Origin of the sequence: Actinophytocola sp., assembly GCF_036402745.1 — a bacterium.
Taxonomy (GTDB): domain Bacteria; phylum Actinomycetota; class Actinomycetes; order Mycobacteriales; family Pseudonocardiaceae; genus Actinophytocola.
In genome coordinates this window covers 11,798-33,530 of sequence record NZ_DASWSJ010000164.1, presented here as the reverse complement: position 1 = coordinate 33,530, position 21,733 = coordinate 11,798, and the positions used below count along the sequence as shown (strand labels likewise).

The window sequence follows — 21,733 nt, the reverse complement described above, 5'->3', positions numbered from 1 at the left end:
CCGCCGAGGAAATGGCCATCCCGAGTGATAGTCCGGTATTCCACCGGCTGTCGTGGGCCGACTTCGACGCGCTCGCCCGCGGAAAGGGCAGGCCGTCGGCAGTGCGACGGCTCCGCCGTGCGGAACGCAGCAGACGCCTGCTGTTGCTGCGTGCCCTGCTGGATGAGGTCACGAAGACACCGGACCTCTTCGGTCCGCTGCCCTCCCCCGAGGAGGCGTGGGACCTCCTGGCCCGCGTCGAAGCCAGGTCACCGGCCGCGTTCGACCTGATCCTCGCCCACCCGTACACCGGGAGCTGGGCGGGGTACACGATCCGGTTGCTCCGCAACGAGATCACCGGCACCTGGCCGCTTTGGGTCCACATCGGACACTTCCACGCCCTCGCCGCTGCGGCCGCCGTCCACGCGCGGCTCAACTTCCGGGCCGATGTCCCGCTGTGGAAGGGGATGGCGGCGCTGCCGTCGCTCGGCACCGTTCGGCTGCCGGCCGAGGGTGAGTGGTCCGTCGCGAAGATCCGCGGCAGTCCCGGCCAGGTCGACCTGGGCAACGACGCCGGTAGCGTGCGGCTGCCCGCAACACTCGACTCGGCAACGGATCAGTGGTGGCACATCCGGCGGATCACGGCTCAGGCGGGCCCGCACCACCTGTCGGTGCGACTCGACGATCTGGATCCCTATCGCGGCCTCTACGAACCGGTGCCACCGCAGCGGCTCGGCCCGACCGAACTCGCCGCCTGGCAGGTGCTGATCGACGAGGCGTGGCAACTGATCGTCGATCACGTTCCAGCCCTGGCCGACACCATGCCCGTCGGGCTCGACTCGATCGTGCCCCGGCCCGTGGTCACCTTCGGCAACGCGAGCGCCTCGACCGGCGAGGCATTCGGCAGCGCGATCATCGCGCGCCAGCTGGACGCGGCGTCACTGGCCGCGACCCTCGTCCACGAGTTCCGGCACATCGTGCTCGGCGGGATCCTGCATCTGACCCGGTTGCACGACGACGACCCGCGGGCGCGCTTCTACGTCCCGTGGCGCGACGACCCGCGCCCGCTGGACCGGGTGCTGCAAGGTGTCTACGCGTTCTTCGGGGTCACCGAGTTCTGGCGCGCGCTGTTCCGGGCGGACGGACCCGACAGCGGCCGGGCCGCACTGGAGTTCGCGTACTGGCGGGCCCAGACATGGCGTGCGCTCACCGCGATTCGCGGCGACACCAGCCTGACCGAGGCGGGACACCGGTTCGTCGACGGGGTCGCCGCCCGCCTCGAGCCGTGGAGGGCGGAGGCGGTCCCCACGTCGATGGCCGAGACGGCCGGCGCTCTGGCCGCGGACCATCACGCCGGATGGCGACTCCGCCATCTGCGACCGCGGCCCGACCTGGTCGCCAGGACGACCGAGGCCTGGCTGGCCGGGCGGTCCCGGCCGCCTGCCGTCGACGCCGCGCCGGATCCGGCTCCCACGCCGGTGCCGGACGGTGAGTGGTCGCACGCGCGGACCGACCTCATCCGGCTCGGGCTCGACCCGACCTCACGTACCGAGGCCCGGACGGCGGTGCCGGACGCCACTGATGCGGACCTCGCCTACGCGGCCGGCGAACACGCCGCGGCCGCCGCCGGTTACCGCGGGGAGCTCGCCGCGAACCCGGACCGGCCTACCGCCCTCGTCGGGCTCGGCCTCGCCTTGGCGGCACGCGGCATCGATCCCGCCGCGCGGGCCTTGCTCGGCCACCCGGAGCTGGTCCGCGCCGTGCACCGCGAGCTCAGGGCACAACCGCACCGGCTGCCGTCCCCGGAGGACCTGGCCGCCTGGATCGGCACGGTGGCGCACTGACCTCGGTACGCCGGCGCGATCAGAGCTGGATCGGGTCGATGTCACAGTCGGCCCTGGCCCCGCTGGCGGCCGCCGCGGTCGCCGGATGCGCCTCGCCGAACGTCTTGCGGTACCGCGCCACCAAGCCGCTGTAGAGCGCCTCCGCCTCGTCGCCGCGCCCGACGGCCCGTAGATCGCGGCTGTGGTTCAGGGTGACCGCGAGCGTGGTGGGGTGCTCGTCACCGAACACCCGGCGCGCGCGTTCCACCGCCTCCGCGTTCAACGCCAGCGCGGCCTGCACGTCGCCGAGGGCTGCGTGGTCGCTCGCCAGGTTGATGGCGGCGACGATGGCGAACGGGTTGTCGGCACCCACGAGCGTCCGGAACTGCTCGAGCGCGCGCTCGTCCAGCTCGCGCGCGCCGGCCGCGTCGCCGAGCAGGCGCAGTGTCACCGCCAGGTCGACCGTCGTCGCGATCGTGTGCGGATGCTCCTCGCCCAGCACCCGGCGGTACCGCTCGAACACCTCCTCACCCTGCTTGCGTGCCTCGGCCAGGTTGCCCTGGTGCCGCAGGTCGATCGAGTAGGCCAGCAAGCACACCATGGTGGTGGTGTCGTCGTCCCCGGAATGGGAGCTGAAGTAGTCCAGCGCTCGCTTCGACAGTTCCACCGCACCGGCGTGGTCGCCGTCCTTGCGCCGCGCCACCGCCAGCTGGAACAGCGAGATCCAGCAGTCGGCGCGGTCCTCGCCGAAGCGCTCCCACCACATGCCAGTGAGCTTCTCCTGCTCGATCCTGGCCCAGCTGTAGGCACCCGCCTCGCGCCGGTCGATGATGCGGCCCGTGTTGGCGATGTAGGCCCTGGGGTGATCGGGGCCGAACACCTCGACCGACCGGCGGAAGGCGTCCTCGTCCACGTCGGCGGCCGCGCTGTACTCACCGGAGAGCCGGAGGCTCAGGCCGTGCTGGTACGCGGCTGACAGCGTCACCGGATCGTCCTCACCGAAGAGCTTTCGCGACTTCCGCAGGATCTCCTCGCTGAGCTTGCGCGCCTCGGCGAAGGCGCCCTGGGACCTGTAGTCGATCACCACGTTGGTCTGTACGCCGAGGGTCTCCTCGCTGTTCTCCCCCGACACCTGAAGCCGCAGCTGGAGCGTGCGCTGGTTGAGCTCCGACGCCTCCTGGAACCGGCCGCGCGCCCACAGGAACAGACCCAGCCGCCCCGCCACCTCGAGGGTTTGTGGATGGCTCTCGCCGAGTGCTTCCGTCCAGCGCTCGAGGGCTTGCCGCCCGAGTGCGGCCGCCTCCTCGAAGTCACCCCACTGCGCCAGGAACCGCATGAGGTTGACCACGAGCTGGCGTACCCAGGCGTCATCGCAGTCGACGACGTCCGCCGCGTACGCGTGCGGCAGCAGCTCCCGGTACAGGCGCCAGTACCGCCCCGAGTCCGGGTCGTTCGGGTCCATGGTGGCGAGCAGCTGGTGCGCGCCGTGTTGCATCTGGACCTGCAGCTGCTTGGGCATCAGCCGGGTGCGCAGCACCAGCTGCACGAGCCGGTGCAGTTGCAGCGTGTTGTTGCCGTGGTCGATCTTCGCGAGGCTGTACCGGTTGATGTCCCGGATGGCCCGGGCGAGCTGAATCGGATCGCGTAGTGCCACATCGATCTCGGGCAGGATCGAGACACCACGGACCCCGGTGAACGTCTCCCGGGAGATCGGTTCGGGCGAGAAGAACGCACAGATCTGCAGAATCTGGTGCGCGGCGGGGTTGCGGGTACGCAGCTCATCGAAGGACACGTTCCAGGCCGCCGTCACGGACACCTCGTCATCGGGCGGCGCCGATGCCTCCAGGATCTCGTGAACCTTCTCGTCGAACAGCCGCAGGTATTCCTGGGCCGGCATTCCGGTCTCGGCCAGCCAGGCGGCGGCCTGCGCGATCGCGAGGGGCAGGTCTCCCAGCCGCTCGGCCACCTGGTCGGCGGCCGAGTCCCCGATCTCCGGGCCGCGGCTGCGCAGCAGTTCCCTGCTTTCCTCCCGCTTGAACAGGGCGATCTCGAGCGGCCGGGCCACACCGGCCCAGTCGGGGTTGCGTGAGGTGATGAGAATTTCTCCAGGGCCATTGGTGGGAAAGAAAGGGCGCACGCTGTCCGGGCTCTCCGCGGCGTCGAACACCAACAACCACCGCCGGTACGGGTGGCCTGTCCGCAACGCCTCTCGCACGGCGGGTATCGCCACCGAAGCATCGTTGCCGCCGGGTAGGTGCAGCTGGCGGGCGAGGTCGGTGAGCGCGGCCCGGATCTGCGTCGGGCGAGCCGCCTCGATCCACCAGATCACCTCGTAGTCCTGCAGATGCCGGTAGATGTATTCCACGGCCATCTGCGTCTTGCCGATACCACCCATCCCGTGCAGCGCCGCCGGTAGTACGGCGGTGGTGCCGCCGGCGGTGAGGCGCTTGCTCAACTGGTCGAGCAGCTCCGAGCGACCCGTGAAGCTCAGGTTCCGCTGAGGCACGTTTCCCCAGATCGGCGGCGCTTCGTCGGGCTGCCGCTCGCGAAGCCCACCCGACGTGAAGACCGGCGGGTGCGCCATCGGAGTCGTGACGGCGTCGAGCGCGTGGGGATTGTCCTGCTGCGCCGCCGCGATCCGGCTCGCGGTCGGCGGTTGTTCCGTCGACGCGGCAAGGCCGGTCGCGGAGAGGTCAGGGCGCTCAAGCCTGGGGGGCATGGTGGTGTCACTCTCGGGACGGTCGACGACGGGTGGTCCCGCCTTGGGCTGCATGGTCAACTGCGTCAGCCGGTCGGCACGAGAGCTGTACGGGCCGCTGAGGGCCCGCATGACCGTGCGTTCCAGTGCTACTTCGGCCGCGGTGTCCGGCGTCAGCTCGGGATCCGGCGTGTTGTGCGGATCGTCGATGGCGGCCCGAAGTCTCTCCAGGGCGCCTATGTGACGGCCGAAATGGTGGGCGGCCGTCCGCACGACGCGCGCGGTTTCCGTGCGTCGAGCGCCTTCCAGCAAAGATTCACGGACCTGCGCCGGAATGTCGAACTGGCGCGCGTCCGAAGTGGACGCGGAATCCGCGTCGGGACCATATCGCAGCAGTCCGGAGGCGAGGAGCTCGGCCACCACCTCCACGCCCGCCTGCGGCAGGAACTCCCGCTGGATAAGTTGCGCCACCGGCACACTCACGGGGACGGCCGCAAGCAGCTGGGCCAACCGCTGCGCCTCTGGGGAGGCAACGCTGCGGAACGTGTTCACCCGGGTCCGTGGGCTCTGCCCGCCGATGCCGTCGAACGCACTCACCCGCGGCCGCGGCTTGTCCGTGGCGAGCAGGACCGTGGCGTCGACCGCCTCGCGGTGCCGACCGGTGATCAGCTGGCTCCACCACCGCAACCATCGGGGTCCCAGCTCCAACAACGGGACCGGCACGGCGCCGTCCGGGAGCGCTGCCGCCGGATCGGGCTCCAACCACGCGTCGGGAAGCTCGACGGTCCACCGCCGGTTCGGTTTGAGGTCGTTGGGAGTTGACAGCCGGGCACGGTGGACGGCCATTCCACCGCTGCCCCACGCCGACTGCGGCAGCAGATGCACGATCGAGAGCGGCATGACGCTGCCCCACTGACGAAGCACCGGGCCGACGAGGTCGGTTCGCCACGCCGCCCCTACGCCGTCGGTCAGCACCAGGACGACCCGCCGCCCGGAGTGGTCGAGGATCTCGGCCGGGTGGCGGGGTGGGGCATCGGCCGCGCCACCCCGCAGTACCGGCGGGAGCGGCACGCCGTCGGCGGCCCTGTCCGTGTCGAGCAGCCGCACCTGAACCGCGCGGAACGCACCGAGTTGCTCGACCAGCGCGACGAACGCCGCGATCCTTGACCGCCACAGCACCATCGACGAGCCGCAGTCCACCACCAGGGTCAGGTCGAGCCATCGCTCCTTGCGGCGGCGCGTGACGGGCCACCACAACCCGTCCTGCGCCGCACGCTCGGCTGTCGCGACCTCGTCCACGACCACGTCATCGCTACGTGGGGACGCCACGTGTCTTTTGAGTGGCCGGAGCGCCCGGATGAGGTCCAGCCCGTGCGGTATGGGAAGCGTGCCATCCGGGGCGCCCGGGTGCTCGCCGGCGACCAGCCGCAGCACGGGCTCCTCGGCCGGTTCTCCTGCCTCGGCCGGCGGCGGCGCGGTCGGCGGAACGGCGTGCCCGGGTGCCTCGGCGTGGCCGCTGTTCCGGTCATCGGGCTCGTCGGGGTGCGAGTGAGCGGTGTTCGCGTCGTCAGACTCGTGCGTCCGGTTCGGCGGCGGCTCGGTTCCCGAGGCGTCGGCACGGGGCGCCGCGGGCGGCTCCTGCTCGGCCACCGACCGCGGCGACGCGCCTGTGGCCGAGGCCAGCCATACCGCGTCCGCCACCTCGGACCAGGTGAGATCGTCAACCCCGAGCCGGTCCGCCGGTACCTCCGGCACGGCAGCGTCCGACGATCCCGCCGCCTGGACGAGATCCTGCCCGGGTACGTCGGCCGGCCGGCTCACTCAAGGCGCCAAACTCAGCCGGCGCCACAGCGCGTCGACCAGGCGCGGCCATGCCAGATCGTCGTCCTCCCGATACGCGCCCGAAGTCGCGAGATACACCGCCTCCAGCAGGCGGTCCACCGGAAGTCCTTCGCCCGCCGCGCTTCTGGCCACGAACTCCTGGATCAACCGATCCCGATGCGTGCCATCCTGGTCGAGCATGTGGTTGGCCACCATCGCGGCCAACTGCTCGATACCCGGATCCTGCATCTCCAGCCGCAAGCACCGACGCAGGAACGCCGGCGGGAACTCCCGCTCGCCGTTGCTCGTGATCACGATCATCGGAAACGCATGGCAGGCGACCCGGCCGTCCACGACGGTGGCCTCGCCGTGCGGATCGTCGGTGTACACCGTGACTTCCGGCGACCCGGCTCGAACGCGCTCCAGCTCCGGTATGGCGAACTCGGCATCCTCGAAGATGCTCAGCAGGTCGTTGGGCAGGTCGGCCTCGCTCTTGTCGAGCTCGTCGATCAGCAACACCCTCGGTGACCTGCCGGGCAGGAACGCCGTCCCGAGCGGGCCGAGCCGGATGAACTCGCCGATCGGTGGCTCACCACCGGCATCCGGCGAACCGTTCGACGGGAACCCGTCCACGTTTCGTGCCGCGGCCGCATGCCTGGTCGCCGCCGCCTGCACTCGGCCGATGGCGTCATACCGGTACAACCCGGATTCCAGACCGGTATGGCTGGTGACGGCCCAACGCAGCACCCGCCCCAGCCGCAGTTCCCGAGCAATGCGATACGCGAGTGCCGATTTACCGGTCCCCGGCCGCCCGGTCACGAGAAGCGGCCGCCGCAAATACAACGCCGCGTTGACCATGTCGACCTCGACGGGATTCACGTCGCGTTCGGTCAGGTGAAACTCGGCGCCCAGCCGTCGCTCGGCGTCGCCGTCGTCGTCGGGTGGCGCCTCGCGTTCGGGGAGCGGACCGCCACGAAAGTTTCGCCACGGCGGCGGTGGTGGCAGCAGATCGGCGAGGTGAATGTCGTGGAGCGGGCGGCCCGTACCGCGGTAGATCCACCAATCGGGCGCGACAGCGGGAGGTGTCCGCCCCTCGGGCGGAACCTCGTCGAACTCGTTCGCGCTCATCCGCATTCCCCTACGGCGGCTGAGAACCGTTCAGCGGCTGATCGAGTGCGATTAGACGCCTCGGGTCGTCCCACAGTATCACCACATCACGCGCTACGTCGGTGTCGATCGGCAGTGTTGACGACCCGAAAGCCGCCCGGCGAGATACCTGCGTCCGCTCCGGAAGATCCGTCAAGTCACCGCCCTCGACCAGCCAATTCACAATTTCTCGAAGCTCTTCAGGGGCCACACCGGGACGCCACAGCAGTACAGGCAGACCGGATCGTAGCGCCGCCATCACATGATCATCTCGTGGCCCCTCCGGTTCGTCCGCCGGAGCCGCGGCCACCATTGAGACCCAGCGGGGATCGCTCAGGACCGCATCGACGCGGAGCGTGGAGCGATTTTCCGTTGGCGGGAAATGAATTCTCTCCACGGAGGGATCTTCGTACATCGAGTGCCAGCGCTCGCGCCATACCCGGTGCCAATGGACCGCCTTCATACGTTCGAGTGACCGAATGAGAATCTGATAATCAAGGCACAGCGGACGAGGATCACCCGAATCGTGCTCCTTGTGCCAACGGTGCACCGGAAGGTTCAGAAGCGTGCGGGGCAACAGGAACTCGAGTATCACCGAGGCACGCAGATCGGCCCACGCGCGTTCGGCCGCGACCACGATGTCGTCTACGACCCGCTCGACGGTGTCCAGGGCGACCTCACGCACCGGTCCGCGCACCGGTGGCCATTCGTCGGCGCTTTCCTGGCGCCAGAACGACAGTAGGAACCGATCTCGGTCGATGGCGTCGCGGTCGATGAGGATCAGCAGGTGCAGACGCGACTCGACGACCCGGGCCAGATCCCTGCACCGAGCCTCGAACGCGGCCCCGATCCGCAGCTGCCGCACCTGTCGATCAACCCAGACGGTCATCCCATGGCCTACCTCGCCCCCGACCTGCTTCGCGAGCGCGTGGAGGAACAACAGGCAGGGCGGTACCCCATCCGGGCCGACGGTGAAATCCGCGAGGTGAGTGAACGCGTGCCAAGGGTCGGCAAGTCGCGGTAAGGGGATCCCCGCTCCGGCCGCGCGCCGTGCGAGCTCCGACACGTTCGGAACCTCGATATCGGCGAGCCAACCGTGCACATGTTTCTGCTCCGCTTCCGACAGCAGGTCGAGTACGGGACCGTCGGTGGCGCTCCCGGCCACTGCCCCGATCACAGGCGCCGCCGGAGGCTGGTTCAACGCGACCGCACCAGGTAAACGTAACCACGCCTCACTCGAAAACCCCTTGACCTTAACCGGAATGCGATGATAATCGCTGGGGTCGGCTCCGGGATCTTGCGAAATCACGTCGCGATAGAACTCCATCGAGGCTATCAGTGCGAGCATTCCGCCGGACTGCCGCAGCTCCGCCTTCGCCGTCGGCGCATCAAGAAGGCGAAAGGCGTCGTTCAATGCCGGCCCCGCCGCCCCGTTCGAGTTGCGGCTGATCTCGCCGAAATGAAACACCACCCGCAGCTGAACCGCTGCTTCGGTGACGTGGATGGCGTTGTACCGGCGCAAACCGGCCATCAGCCGACCTGGGAGCCGGTCGGCGAGCAGACTCTTGGAGACCATCGCCGGCACGAGGATCATGACGCCGTCGCCGCGATCGTCCCGCGTGCAAGCGGCCCAGTTGACGCCGGCTTCGACAAAGGCTTCTTCCAGCAGGGCGTACATGCCCCGACGCACGGCTTCGTGATGCGTGGAGGTTCTGCCGGGGTTGGTGAAGTCGGCGACATCGACCAGGACGATCGTCCAATGGAACGTCGGCGACCCGTACGCCACGAGGCATCCCTCCCCAGGGGTCACGCTGGTCTCAGAATACGACCATCCGACATTCTTGATGATCGGACATCCAAAGACCAGCGGGAGGGAGGGGCGAGACGCGGCCGGTGAACGTCGTGCCGCGAGCTAGTGGCGGTAGTACGCCGCGTAGATGGCGGCCAGCTCGGCCCGTTGGTCCACACTGGACTCTTCACGGATCGTCCGGTTCAGGCCAGGCGGGAACCCGTGCTTCACCAGGCGGCGTTCGCACGCGTCTTCCATGAAGCTCAGGGAGAAGTAGAGCGACAGGAGGTAGCCCAGGGCCACCATCGACAGCCGCAGGGAGAGGGGGCCGGGGACCAGCAGGGCCAGCCACCAGGGCGCGAACAGGACCTGGACCCGGGCCAGGTGGCGGAAGACCCACGTGCCGCAGGTGAGGTCGTACAGGACCCACTCGTGGTACGCGGCCGGCAGCGTGCCGCCCACCGCGTACCACAGCCAGTGAGCCGGGTCCGGTCGGCGCATCAGGCGCCGGCGAGGGCCTTCAGCGAGTCGGCGCGGTCCGTGCGCTCCCAGGGCAGGTCCAGCTCCGGCCGGCCGAAGTGGCCGTACGCCGCGGTCTGGGCGTAGATCGGGCGCAGCAGGTCGAGGTCGCGGATGATCGCGGCCGGCCGGAGGTCGAAGACCTGGCCGATGGCCTGCTGGATCTTGATCGGGTCGACCGTCTCGGTGCCGAAGGTCTCGACGAACAGGCCGACCGGCGCCGCCTTGCCGATGGCGTAGGCCACCTGGACCTCGATGCGCGTCGCGAGGCCCGCGGCGACCGCGTTCTTCGCCACCCAGCGCATGGCGTACGCGGCCGAGCGGTCGACCTTCGACGGGTCCTTGCCGGAGAACGCGCCACCACCGTGGCGGGCCATGCCGCCGTAGGAGTCGACGATGATCTTGCGGCCGGTGAGGCCGGCGTCGCCCATGGGGCCGCCGACGACGAAGCGGCCGGTCGGGTTGACCAGCAGGCGCACGTTCTCGGTGTCGAGGTCGAGCTGGGCCAGCTCGGGCTTCACGACCTGCTCGAGCACGTCGACGGTGAGCAGCTTCTCCAGGTCGACACCCTCGGCGTGCTGCGAGGACACGACCACGGTGTCGAGGCGGACCGCCTGGTCGCCCGCGTACTCGATGGTGACCTGCGTCTTGCCGTCCGGGCGCAGGTAGGGCAGCGTGCCGTTCTTGCGGACCTCGGTGAGCTGCTTCGCCAGCCGGTGCGCGAGCGCGATCGGCAGCGGCATCAGCTCCGGCGTGTCGGTGCACGCGTAGCCGAACATCAGGCCCTGGTCGCCGGCGCCCTGCTTGGCGATCTCGTCCTCTTCGTTCTCCACCCGCGACTCGTAGGCGGTGTCCACGCCTTGCGCGATGTCGGGCGACTGCGAGCCGATCGCGATGTTGACGCCGCAGGAGTTGCCGTCGAAGCCCTTGGCCGACGAGTCGTAGCCGATCTTGAGGATCGTGTCGCGCACGATGTTGGGGATGTCCGCGTAGGCCTCGGTGGTCACCTCACCCGCGACGTGCACCTGGCCGGTGGTGACCATGGTCTCCACGGCTACCCGCGACCGCGGGTCCTTGGACAGCAGTGCGTCCAGGATCGAGTCGCTGATCGCGTCACAGATCTTGTCTGGGTGCCCCTCGGTCACCGATTCGCTGGTGAACAGCCTGCTCGCGGAGTCAGTCACGACGTATACCTACCCAATTCTCGCCTTGTTGTTGCAGATAAGCGTACTGATGGAACTCGAGAACCCATCACGCCTCGAGGAGCCCCACCACCGCGTCCCATATATCGGACGCCATGTGGGACTTGCTACCGAGCGCGACAGCGCGTTCCGCACCGTCGGCAGATAGTAGCCAGCCCGCGTTGTCCTCCATCTCGAAGGCCTTGCCCTCGCCGACGGCGTTGACCACGAGCAGGTCACAGCCCTTGCGCTTCAGCTTGGCGCGCGCGTGTTCGAGCACGTCGCCGGCGCTGTCCCCCGTCTCGGCCGCGAAGCCCACGATGACCTGGCCCGGCGTCCGTCGCTTGACGAGCTCGGCCAGCACGTCGGGGTTGCGGGTCAACGCGACCGGGTCGGGGTCGCGGTCGGTCTTCTTGATCTTGTACTCGGCGCGGTCGGTGGGCCGGAAGTCGGCCACCGCGGCGGCCATCACGATGACGTCGGCGCCCACGGCGGCCTCGTGCATCGCGTCACGCAGCTCCTCGGCCGTGCCGACGTCGACCAGTTCGGCGCCGGCGGGCTGGGACAACGCCACGGTGTGTGCGGACACCAGCGTGACGTGCGCGCCGCGCTGCACGGCGGTGCGGGCCAGCGCGTAGCCCTGCTTGCCGGACGAGCGGTTGCCGAGGTAGCGGACCGGGTCGAGCGGCTCCCGGGTGCCGCCCGCGGAAACGACGATCCGCAGTCCCTCGAGATCCCGGGGCAGCGCGTCCGGCCGGCGTAGCAACAGCCGGGCCAGGTCGACGATCTCGGCCGGGTCGGCCAGCCGGCCCTTGCCGGTGTCGACGCCGGTGAGCCGGCCGCTGGCGGGCTCGGTGACGATGACGCCGCGGCGGCGCAGCGTGGCCACGTTGTCCTTGGTGGCCGGGTGCTCCCACATCTCGGTGTGCATCGCGGGCGTCATCAGCACCGGGCACCGGGCGGTGAGCAAGGTGTTCGTGAGCAGGTCGTCGGCGAGGCCGTGCGCCGCCTTGGCCAGCAGGTCGGCCGTGGCGGGCACGACGAGGACGAGGTCGGCCGACTGGCCGATGCGCACGTGCGGCACCTCCGGCACGTCGGCGAACACCTCGGTGTGCACCGGGTGGCCCGAGAGCGCCTCGAAGGTGGCGGCACCGACGAACCGCAAGGCAGCCTCCGTCGGCACGACCCGGACGTCGTGTCCGGACTCGGTGAGCCGACGGAGCACCTCGCACGCCTTGTAGGCGGCGATCCCGCCCGCCACGCCTAGGACGACGCGGGGACGGCGATCGGCGTCGGTCACTCGCCTTCGGTGTGTTCGAGCAGGCCGGCGTGGATCTCGCGGAGCGCGATCGACAGCGGCTTCTCGCGCGGCCCAGGCTCGACCAGCGGACCGACGTACTCGAGCAGGCCCTCGCCGAGCTGCGCGTAGTAGTCGTTGATCTGCCGGGCGCGCTTGGCCGCGTAGATCACCAGGGCGTACTTCGAGCTGACCTTGTCGAGCAGGTCGTCGATCGGGGGGTTGGTGATGCCTTCGAGCTGCGGGCTCGTCGGGTCACCCAGTGCGCCCAACTCGGTGGGAGTGATCACTCGTGTTTCTCCAGCTGGTCAGACGATTTGTCAAGTACCAAGGTTAGCAACTCCGTGGCGGCGCTCTTCACGTCGGTGTTCACCACCACCGCGTCGAACTCGTCCTGGGCGGCCAGCTCCTCCTTGGCGGTGCGCAGCCGACGCTCGACGACCTCCGGCGACTCGGTGCCGCGACCGACGAGACGCTCGACCAGCGCTTCCCAGCTCGGGGGGCAGAGGAACACGAGGAAGGCCTCGGGCATCGTCCTGCGGAGCTCGCGGGCGCCCTGCAGGTCGACCTCGACCAGCGCCGGGAGTCCGGCGGCGAGGCGCTCCTCGATGGGCTTGCGCGGGGTGCCGGAGCGATGCGTGCCGCGATGGATGTCGGCCCATTCCAGCAGCTCACCCTGGGCGATCATGCGGTCGAACTCGGCGGGGCCGACGAACCGGTAGTCCACGCCGTCCTGCTCGCCCGGCCGCTGCTCGCGTGTCGTTGCCGAGACGCTGAACCACAGGTCGGGGTACAACTCGCGGAGCTCGCGCACCACGCTGCTCTTGCCGACGCCGGAGGGGCCGGCCAAAACCACCAGCCGGCCCCTCCGGGTGTCGCGTAGTGACTGACTCACTCGCCGCTGAACTCGGCGAGCAACGCCTTGCGCTGGCGGTCACCGAGGCCGCGCAGGCGGCGGCTGGGGGCGATCTCCAGTCGCTCGATGATCTGCTGGGCACGCACCTTCCCGACGCCCGGCAGGGCCTCGAGCAGTGCGGTGACCTTCATCTTGCCCAGGACCTCGTCTTTGTCAGCTTGGGCCAGCACGTCTTTGAGGGTGGTGCCACCTCGCTTAAGGCGCTCCTTGAGCTCAGCTCGGGCGCGACGGGCGGCAGCCGCCTTCTCCAGCGCTGCGGCCCGCTGCTCCTCGGTCAGCTGGGGAAGGGCCACGATTTCCTCCGGGGGGTGGGGTGTGTCTGTGGATCGGTGTCGCGACGTTACCGAGGTCGGAGCGGTCACGACAACGCGGGTCCACCTTAGTGCGCAACGTAGCGCTCACCGGAGCATAGATCTACTGTGCGTAGCGGCCAATCCCCGGACCTGCGGTAACCCCATCCGGGACCTTGATCATTTCGGGGAGATCCGCTACAAGGGGTGTCCGCGGCGAGTCGGCCAGCGGCACCTTCCGTCGACGGCCGGTGAGACACCACACTGCAAACTGCAATCTGCAAAGCGCCTGGAAGCGGCCTTTTCGTGACCTTTTGGACACCTGGTGGCCGCTTGGCGGTTTTGGGCGGGGTCGCTCGGCTGGGGGCGGGCTGCTGGCCGCCTGGTGATGCCCACTCGCCGCACCGGCCACGACTAGCCACGCTGTGGATCTCTGGACCACGGCGCCCACTCACCTGGCTCGCTATGGATGGCGGCCCTGTCAGCCGCGCCCGGCGCCCGAAGCTCGCCTTGCTGGCCCGGCGTGAGCCCACTCATCGATCGCTCGCACCCAGCCCCAACGAAGCCCCTGGCGGCCCCAACCAGCCAAAACCCCGACCGGGCGAATCGTGTCCGCGTCGCCGCCTCCGGATGGCAGCCCCCGCCCACTCCGGGGGCACCCCGTGCATCCATTCTATCAAGAAACGTGCTGGTCAAGGGGGGTGCGGCGGGGTTGTGGACAACTTCGGGGTGCGAGTGGAAGGTTTGGGCGGGCAGCGGTTACAGCGGGTGGGTCACGCCCAGGGAGTCGCGGACCCTCAAGGCCGCGTCCCGCAGTGCGGCAGGGTCCGGGCCGTGGCGGAGGATCTCTCTCGACGAGGACGGCAGCACGTGGCGCAGGCTCTCACCGAACACCGTGCGCAAGTCGGCCACCGTGGCGCCCTGGGCGCCGAAGCCCGGGGCCAGGATGGGGCCGTTCAGGCGGGACAGGTCCAGCTCCAGCCGCCCCACCGTCGCGCCGATGACCAGGCCCACCGGGCCCAGCGGGCTGGCGCCGGCGTTGCGGGCCGCGGCCTCGTCGGCGATCTCCTGGGCGACCGACGCCCCACCGCCGCCCGTCGCGCGCTGGATCGACGCGCCCTCCTTGTTCGAGGTCAGCGCCAGGACGAACGCGCCTCGACCCGTCCGCGAGGCCAGCTCGAGCGCCGGGTCGAGGGAACCGAACCCCAGGTACGGCGACAGGGTCACCGCGTCCGCCGCGAGCGGGGCGCCCTCCGCGAGGTAGGCCGCGGCATACGCATCCATCGTCGAGCCGATGTCGCCGCGTTTCACGTCCAGCAGGGTCAGCGCGCCGGCCTGCCGGGACGCCACGAGCAGCCGCTCCAGGACCGCGATGCCGGCCGAGCCGTACGTCTCGAAGAACGCCGACTGCGGCTTGAGCACCGCGATCTCCCCCGCCAGCGCCTCTACGCACGTCATCGCGAAGCGCTCGAGGCCCGCGGCCGACATCGGCAGGCCCCAGTCCGCCAGCAGCGACGGGTGCGGGTCGATCCCCACGCAGAGTGGCCCGCGCATCGACACGGCCGTCGTCAGCCGGGCCCCGAACGGCGCCCTCATCGCGTGCGCCGCAGCGTCGCCTGCAGGGACTGAAGTGACTCCACGCCGATGTCCTGTCTGATCAGGGCCTCGATGCCGTGCACCGCGGCCGCCGCGCCCTGGATGGTCGTGACGCACGGGATGTCGCGGGACACCGCCGCCGTGCGGATCTCGTAGCCGTCGACCCGCGGGCCGGGGTTGCCGTACGGCGTGTTGATCACCATGTCGACCCCGCCGTCGCGGATGATCTCGACGATATTGGGCTCCGCGTCGCGGGGGGTCTCGAAGTGCTTGCGGACCTCCGTGCACGGGATCCCGTTGCGCCGCAACACCTCCGCGGTTCCCGCCGTGGCCAGCACCTCGAAGCCGAGGTCGGCCAGCCGCTTCACCGGGAACACCATCGCCCGCTTGTCCCGGTTGGCCACCGACACGAACACCCGGCCCGAGGTCGGCAGCGAGCCGTAGGACGCCGTCTGCGACTTCGCGAACGCCTTGCCGAACGACGTGTCGATGCCCATCACCTCGCCCGTCGACTTCATCTCCGGCCCGAGCAGCGAGTCGACCCCGTGCCCCTCCGGCGTGCGGAACCGGTGGAACGGCAGCACCGCCTCCTTCACCGCGACCGGCGACGTGGGCGGCAGGTCGGACCCGTCCCCGGTCGGCGGCAGCATGCCCTCGGCCCGCAGCTCCGAGATCGTCGCGCCCAGCATGATCCGGGCCGCCGCCTTCGCCAGCGGCACCGCGGTCGCCTTCGACACGAACGGCACGGTCCGCGACGCCCGCGGGTTGGCCTCCAGCACGTACAGCACGTCGTCCTTGAGCGCGTACTGCACGTTGAGCAGCCCGCGCACCCCGATGCCGTGCGCGATCGCGGCGGTCGAGCGGCGGATCGCGGCCAGGTCGGTGCGGCCCAGCGTGATCGGCGGCAGCGCGCACGAGGAGTCGCCGGAGTGGATGCCGGCCTCCTCGATGTGCTCCATCACGCCGCCGAGGAACACGTCCTTGCCGTCGCACAGCGCGTCCACGTCGATCTCGATGGCGTCGTCGAGAAAGCGGTCGACGAGCACCGGGTGCTCGGGCGTGATCTCGGTGGCGCGCGCGATGTAGCCGGCCAGCGAGTCCTCGTCGTAGACGATCTCCATGCCCCGCCCACCGAGCACATAGGACGGCCGGACCAGCACCGGGTAGCCGATCTCGTCGGCGATCCGCTTGGCCGCGGCGAACGACGTCGCCATGCCGTACTTCGGCGCGGGCAGCCCGGCGTTGGTGAGCACCTCGCCGAACGCGCCGCGGTCCTCGGCCAGGTGGATGGCGTCGGGCGGGGTGCCGACCACCGGCACACCCGCCTCGGCCAGCCGGCGTGCGAGGCCGAGCGGGGTCTGCCCGCCCAGCTGCACGATGATCCCGACCACCGTGCCGGAGCGCCGCTCGGCGTGCACGACCTCGAGCACGTCCTCGAACGTCAGCGGCTCGAAGTAGAGCCGGTCGGAGGTGTCGTAGTCGGTGGACACGGTCTCGGGGTTGCAGTTGATCATCACGGCCTCGAACCCCGCGCCGCGCAACGCCATCGCGGCGTGCACGCAGGAGTAGTCGAACTCGATCCCCTGCCCGATCCGGTTGGGCCCCGACCCCAGGATCAGCACCTTGGGCCGGTCGCGCTGCTCGGTGACCTCCGACTCGGCCGCGGGGTCGAGCTCGTAGGCCGAGTAGTGGTACGGCGTGCGGGCCGCGAACTCGGCGGCACACGTGTCGACGGTCTTGAACACCGGCCGGATGCCGAGCCGGTGGCGCAGCGTCCGCACCCCGTCCTCGCCGGCGAGCTCCGGGCGCAGCGCCGCGACCTGCCGGTCGGAGAACCCGGCCCGCTTGGCCCGGCGCAGCAGCCGCTCGTCGAGCACCGGCGCGGCGCTGACCTCGGCACGCAGCTCGACCAGCGACGCGACCTGGTCGATGAACCACGGGTCGATGCCGGACGCCTCGCTGACCTCGGCGACGCTCACGCCCAGCCGCAGCGCCCGCTCCACCGTGTAGAGCCGGCCGTCGTGCGGGATGCGCAGCGCCTCGAGCACCGACCCGACGGTGATCGGGTCGGGGTCCGGGGTGGTCCAGAAGCCGGCGGCCTTGGTCTCCATCGAGCGCAGCGCTTTGCCGAGCGCCTCGACGAAGTTGCGGCCGAGCGCCATCGCCTCGCCGACCGACTTCATCGTCGTGGTGAGCGTCGGGTCCGCGCCCGGGAACTTCTCGAAGGCGAACCGCGGCACCTTCACCACGACGTAGTCCAGCGTCGGCTCGAACGACGCGGGTGTCTCGCCGGTGATGTCGTTGCGGATCTCGTCGAGCGTGTAGCCGATGGCGAGCTTGGCGGCGATCTTGGCGATGGGGAACCCGGTGGCCTTCGACGCGAGCGCCGAGGACCGCGACACGCGCGGGTTCATCTCGATGACGACCAGCCGGCCGGTCTGCGGGTGGACCGCGAACTGGATGTTGCAGCCGCCCGTGTCGACCCCGACCGCGCGCAGCACGTCGATGCCGACGTCGCGCATGTGCTGGTACTCGCGGTCGGTGAGGGTCATCGCGGGCGCGACCGTGACCGAGTCGCCGGTGTGCACGCCCATCGGGTCGATGTTCTCGATCGAGCAGATGACCACGACGTTGTCGCTGCGGTCACGCATCAGCTCGAGCTCGAACTCCTTCCAGCCCAGCACGCTCTCCTCGATGAGCACCTCGTGCACCGGGCTCTCGGTGAGCCCGGAGGCGCCCATCCGCTCGAGGTCCTCCTTGGTGTGCGCCAAGCCGGAACCGAGTCCGCCCATGGTGAACGACGGCCGGATGACGACCGGGAGGCCCAGCTCGTCCACCGCGGCGCGGACCTCGTCCATCGAGTGGCACACGGCGCTGCGCGGGGTCTCCGCGCCGACCGACGCGCAGATGTCCTTGAACCGCTGCCGGTCCTCGCCGCGCTGGATGGCCTCGATGTCGGCGCCGATCAGCTCGACGCCGTACTTCTCCAGCACGCCCCGCTCGTGCAGCGCGACCGCGGTGTTGAGCGCGGTCTGCCCGCCGAGCGTGGCGAGCAGCGCGTCCGGCCGCTCCTTGGCGATGACCTTCTCGACGAAGTCGGGGGTGATCGGCTCGATGTAGGTGGCGTCGGCGAACTCCGGGTCGGTCATGATCGTGGCCGGGTTGGAGTTCACGAGGCTGACCCGCAGGCCCTCCTCGCGCAGCACCCGGCAGGCCTGGGTGCCGGAGTAGTCGAACTCGCACGCCTGGCCGATGACGATCGGGCCGGACCCGATCACCATCACGTGCTCGATGTCGTCCCGCTTAGGCACTTCTCGCCTCCATCAGACCGACGAACTCGTCGAACAGCGGGGCGGCGTCGTGCGGACCGGCCGCCGCCTCGGGGTGGTACTGCACCGAGAAGGCCGGCACGTCGAGCGCCCGCACGCCCTCCACGCAGCCGTCGTTGGGGCAGTAGTGGCTGATCACGGCGTCGCCGAACGGAGTGCCGAACCGCTCCCCCGGCTCGCCGTCGAGCGCGAAGCCGTGGTTCTGCGCGGTGATCGCGACCCGGCCCGTCCGCGTGTCGATCACCGGGATGTTGATGCCTCGGTGGCCGTAGCGCAGCTTGTAGGTGCCGCGGCCGAGCGCGCGACCGAGGATCTGGTGGCCGAAGCAGATGCCGAACAGCGGGATGCGCCGCTCCAGCACCGCCTGGGTGAGCCGGACCGGGCCGTCGGCGGTGGCCGGGTCGCCCGGCCCGTTGGCGAGGAACACGCCGTCCGGCTCGACCGCGAGCACGTCGTCGATCGTGGCGCCGACCGGCAGCACGTGGGTCTCGATACCGCGGGCGGCCATCATCCGCGGCGTGTTGGTCTTGATGCCGAGGTCGAGCGCGGCGACCCGGAAGCGGCGCTCGCCGTCGGCCGGGACGACGTAGGTGGCCGCGGTGGTGACCTGGCCGGCGAGGTCCGCGCCGGCCATCCGCGGGCTCCGCAGCACCCGGTCGACCAGCTCGTCGGTGCCGGCGAGGTCGGCGCCGGAGAACACGCCGCCCCGCATCGCCCCGCGCTCGCGGATGTGCCTGGTGATCGAGCGGGTGTCGACCCCGCTGATGCCGACCACGCCCTGCTCGGCGAGGGCGGTGGCGAGCGGTCGGCGGGAGCGCCAGTTGGACGGGACCCGGGCCGGGTCGCGCACGACGTAGCCGGCGACCCAGATCCTGCGCGACTCGTCGTCCTCGTCGTTCCAGCCGGTGTTGCCGATCTGCGGGGCGGTGGCCACCACGATCTGGCGGTGGTAGGACGGGTCGGTGAGGGTCTCCTGGTAGCCGGTCATCCCGGTGCAGAAGACCACCTCGCCGAGCGTGGTGCCGACGGCGCCGAACGCCTCGCCGTGGAACACCCTGCCGTCCTCGAGGACGAGTGCGGCCTGACTCATCGAATTACCTCACCATCATGGGCGGTGACCCGCCCGCGCAGCAGTGTCGTGACGACCCGTCCGGGCAGCTCCATGCCCTCGTACGGGGTGTTGGCGGCGATGCTGGCGAGCTCCGCGCCGCGCACCGTCCAGCTCGCCTCCGGGTCGACCAGGGTGAGCGTGGCCGGCTCGCCGACCTCGAGCGGCCGGCCCTGGTCGGGCAGGCCGGCGATCTCCGCCGGCCGCTCGCTGAGTACCCGCGCCACACCGCGCCAGTCCAGCAGGCCCGGCTCGACCATCGTGCGCACCACCACGGCGAGCGCCGTCTGCAGGCCCAGCATTCCCGGGCGTGCCGCGGACCACTCGCAGTCCTTGTCCTGCGGCGCGTGCGGGGCGTGGTCGGTGGCCACGCAGTCGAGCACGCCCTCGGCCAGCGCTTCTCGCAGGACCTTGGTGTCGGCGGCGGTGCGCAGCGGCGGGTTGACCTTGTTCACCGGGTCGTAGGTCGACAGCCGCTCGTCGTCGAGCAGCAGGTGGTGCGGGGTGACCTCGGCCGACACCTCGATGCCCTGCGCCTTGGCCCAGCGCAGGATCTCGGCGGTGCCGGCGGTCGACACGTGGCAGACGTGCAGGCGGGCACCGGTGTGCCGGGCGAGCAGACAGTCGCGGGCGACGATCGACTCCTCGGCGACCGCGGGCCAGCCGGCGAGGCCGAGCCGGGCGGCCACCTCGCCCTCGTGCGCCTGGGCGCCGACGGTGAGCCGCGGCTCCTCCGCGTGCTGGGCGATGACCACGTCGAGCGCGGTCGAGTACTCCAGCGCACGGCGCATCAGCAGCGGGTCGTGCACGCACTTGCCGTCGTCGGAGAACATCCGGACCCGGGCCTGCGAGCGGGCCATCGTGCCGAGCTCGGCCAGCTTCTCGCCGCCGAGGCCGACGGTGACCGCGCCGACCGGGTGCACGTCGACCAGCCCGACCTCGCGGCCACGCCGCCAGACGTGCTCGACGATGACCGCGTTGTCGGCCACCGGGTCGGTGTTGGCCATGGCGAACACGGCGGTGAACCCGCCGAGCGCGGCCGCCGCCGAGCCGGTGCCGATGGTCTCGGTGTCCTCGCGGCCCGGCTCCCGCAGGTGAGTGTGCAGGTCGACGAAACCGGGCAGCGCCACCAGACCGGCCGCGTCGCGCACCTCCGCACCCGTTGTGTCCACATCGGACCCCAGGGCGGCGATCAGGCCGTCGCGGACCTCCAGGTCCACCGGGTCCCCGCCGTAGGGCCGGACCCCGCGCAGTACAAGGGCGGTCACGCCATCTCCTCCTCGTGCGCCAGCAGGTGGTAGAGCACGGCCATCCGGACATGGACGCCGTTGGCCACCTGCTGGGTGATCGCGGCGCGCGGCGAGTCGGCGACCGCGGAGGCGATCTCCATGCCGCGCAGCATCGGGCCGGGGTGCAGCACGACCGCGTGCTCGGGCAGGGCGGCCAGGCGCGCCTCGCTCATCCCGTAGGCGATCGCGTACTCGCGGACGGACGGGAAGAAGCCGCCGTGCATCCGCTCGGCCTGCACCCGCAGCATCATCACCGCGTCGACGCCGGGCAGCTCGGCATCGAGGGTGTGCGACACGGTGACCGGCCAGCGGTCCACGTGCGAGGGCAGCAGCGTGGGCGGCGCGACGAGGACGACCTCGGCGCCGAGCGTGGTGAGCAGGTGGACGTTGGACCGGGCGACCCGGCTGTGCAGGACATCGCCCACGATCGCGACCCGCCTGCCCTCGATGTCGCCGAGGCGTTCGCGCAGGGTGGCGGCGTCGAGCAGGGCCTGGGTGGGGTGCTCGTGCATGCCGTCGCCGGCGTTGACCACCGACGTGCCGACCTCGGCGAGCCAGCCGGCCAGCCGGTGCGCGGCGCCGGAGGCGGGATGGCGGACGATCACGCAGTCGGCGCCGGCCGCGGCCAGCGTCTGCGCGGTGTCCCGCAGCGACTCGCCCTTGCCGACGCTCGATCCGCTCGCCGACACGTTGACCACGTCCGCGCTCATCCACTTGCCGGCGATCTCGAAGGAGACCCGGGTGCGGGTGGACGCCTCGTAGAACATCGTGATGACGGTGCGGCCGCGCAGCGTGGGGAGCTTGCGGACCTCGCGGCCGAGCAGGGTGTGCTTGAGGCTGTCGGCGGTGTCGAGGATCGCCGTGGCCGAGGCCGCATCCAGTCCTTCGGTAGCCAGCAGATGCTTCACGACGTCCCCTCGCAGGCTCGGTGCCGCCGCTCGCGGTCGCCCTG

Annotated in this window: 15 protein-coding genes; 1 reads left to right on the top strand and 14 read right to left on the bottom strand. The window is 70.6% G+C overall.

Annotated features, from left to right (window positions below):
• The first annotated feature begins 11 nt into the window (after nt 1-11).
• Nucleotides 12-1,823 carry an HEXXH motif domain-containing protein gene (locus VGD70_RS16390; RefSeq protein ID WP_331082324.1) on the top strand — a complete coding sequence of 604 codons (1,812 nt, stop codon included), beginning with the start codon at nt 12-14 and terminating at the stop codon, nt 1,821-1,823.
• Nucleotides 1,824-1,842: 19 nt separating this feature from the next.
• On the opposite strand, the gene fxsT is transcribed toward VGD70_RS16390, so the two are convergent.
• The 14 genes from fxsT to VGD70_RS16320 form a co-directional block, all read right to left on the bottom strand.
• Nucleotides 1,843-6,255: an FxSxx-COOH system tetratricopeptide repeat protein gene (gene fxsT, locus VGD70_RS16385; protein ID WP_331082323.1), complete on the bottom strand. Its 4,413-nt coding sequence runs from the start codon at nt 6,253-6,255 to the stop codon at nt 1,843-1,845.
• 66 nt (nt 6,256-6,321) lie between these two features.
• Nucleotides 6,322-7,449: a MoxR family ATPase gene (locus tag VGD70_RS16380; RefSeq protein ID WP_331082322.1), complete on the bottom strand. Its 1,128-nt coding sequence runs from the start codon at nt 7,447-7,449 to the stop codon at nt 6,322-6,324.
• A gap of 10 nt (nt 7,450-7,459) precedes the next feature.
• A complete protein-coding gene (locus VGD70_RS16375) occupies nt 7,460-9,253 on the bottom strand; it encodes a hypothetical protein (protein ID WP_331082321.1) in 1,794 nt (597 codons plus the stop codon).
• Between the two features lie 126 nt (nt 9,254-9,379).
• Nucleotides 9,380-9,757 (bottom strand): DUF5313 family protein, encoded by a 378-nt coding sequence (locus VGD70_RS16370; protein WP_331082320.1) that lies wholly within the window; start codon nt 9,755-9,757, stop codon nt 9,380-9,382.
• Complete coding sequence (metK, locus tag VGD70_RS16365) at nt 9,757-10,959, bottom strand: methionine adenosyltransferase (RefSeq protein WP_331082319.1); 1,203 nt, start codon at nt 10,957-10,959, stop codon at nt 9,757-9,759. The genes VGD70_RS16370 and metK overlap by 1 nt, the downstream gene beginning before the upstream one ends.
• Before the next feature lie 67 nt (nt 10,960-11,026).
• Entirely contained in the window at nt 11,027-12,256 is a 1,230-nt protein-coding gene (gene coaBC, locus VGD70_RS16360; protein ID WP_331082318.1) for a bifunctional phosphopantothenoylcysteine decarboxylase/phosphopantothenate--cysteine ligase CoaBC, read from the bottom strand.
• Nucleotides 12,253-12,543, bottom strand: coding sequence for a DNA-directed RNA polymerase subunit omega (gene rpoZ, locus VGD70_RS16355; protein ID WP_075123567.1), 291 nt, complete (start codon nt 12,541-12,543; stop codon nt 12,253-12,255). The genes coaBC and rpoZ overlap by 4 nt, the downstream gene beginning before the upstream one ends.
• Nucleotides 12,540-13,112 (bottom strand): guanylate kinase, encoded by a 573-nt coding sequence (gmk, locus tag VGD70_RS16350; protein ID WP_414637980.1) that lies wholly within the window; start codon nt 13,110-13,112, stop codon nt 12,540-12,542. Before gmk ends, rpoZ begins: the two co-directional genes overlap by 4 nt.
• A gap of 32 nt (nt 13,113-13,144) precedes the next feature.
• Nucleotides 13,145-13,462, bottom strand: coding sequence for an integration host factor, actinobacterial type (gene mihF, locus VGD70_RS16345; protein ID WP_133905065.1), 318 nt, complete (start codon nt 13,460-13,462; stop codon nt 13,145-13,147).
• 756 nt (nt 13,463-14,218) lie between these two features.
• Entirely contained in the window at nt 14,219-15,055 is an 837-nt protein-coding gene (gene pyrF / locus VGD70_RS16340; protein ID WP_331082316.1) for an orotidine-5'-phosphate decarboxylase, read from the bottom strand.
• Complete coding sequence (gene carB, locus VGD70_RS16335) at nt 15,052-18,366, bottom strand: carbamoyl-phosphate synthase large subunit (RefSeq protein WP_331082315.1); 3,315 nt, start codon at nt 18,364-18,366, stop codon at nt 15,052-15,054. Before carB ends, pyrF begins: the two co-directional genes overlap by 4 nt.
• On the bottom strand, nt 18,359-19,474 hold the full coding sequence (carA, locus tag VGD70_RS16330) for a glutamine-hydrolyzing carbamoyl-phosphate synthase small subunit (protein WP_331082314.1): 1,116 nt from the start codon (nt 19,472-19,474) through the stop codon (nt 18,359-18,361). The genes carB and carA overlap by 8 nt, the downstream gene beginning before the upstream one ends.
• Nucleotides 19,471-20,760, bottom strand: a complete 1,290-nt coding sequence (locus VGD70_RS16325) for a dihydroorotase (protein WP_331082313.1) — start codon at nt 20,758-20,760, stop codon at nt 19,471-19,473. The genes carA and VGD70_RS16325 overlap by 4 nt, the downstream gene beginning before the upstream one ends.
• Nucleotides 20,757-21,689, bottom strand: coding sequence for an aspartate carbamoyltransferase catalytic subunit (locus tag VGD70_RS16320; protein WP_331082312.1), 933 nt, complete (start codon nt 21,687-21,689; stop codon nt 20,757-20,759). The genes VGD70_RS16325 and VGD70_RS16320 overlap by 4 nt, the downstream gene beginning before the upstream one ends.
• Nucleotides 21,690-21,733: the final 44 nt, after the last annotated feature.

Bases quoted from the DNA above. Each gene is read 5' to 3' on its own strand.
- VGD70_RS16390 (WP_331082324.1), top strand. From the start codon at position 12: ATGGCCATCCCGAGTGATAGTCCGGTATTCCACCGGCTGTCGTGGGCC.
- VGD70_RS16370 (WP_331082320.1), bottom strand. From the start codon at position 9,757: ATGCGCCGACCGGACCCGGCTCACTGGCTGTGGTACGCGGTGGGCGGC.
- carA (WP_331082314.1), bottom strand. From the start codon at position 19,474: ATGAGTCAGGCCGCACTCGTCCTCGAGGACGGCAGGGTGTTCCACGGC.
- pyrF (WP_331082316.1), bottom strand. From the start codon at position 15,055: ATGAGGGCGCCGTTCGGGGCCCGGCTGACGACGGCCGTGTCGATGCGC.
- VGD70_RS16380 (WP_331082322.1), bottom strand. From the start codon at position 7,449: ATGAGCGCGAACGAGTTCGACGAGGTTCCGCCCGAGGGGCGGACACCT.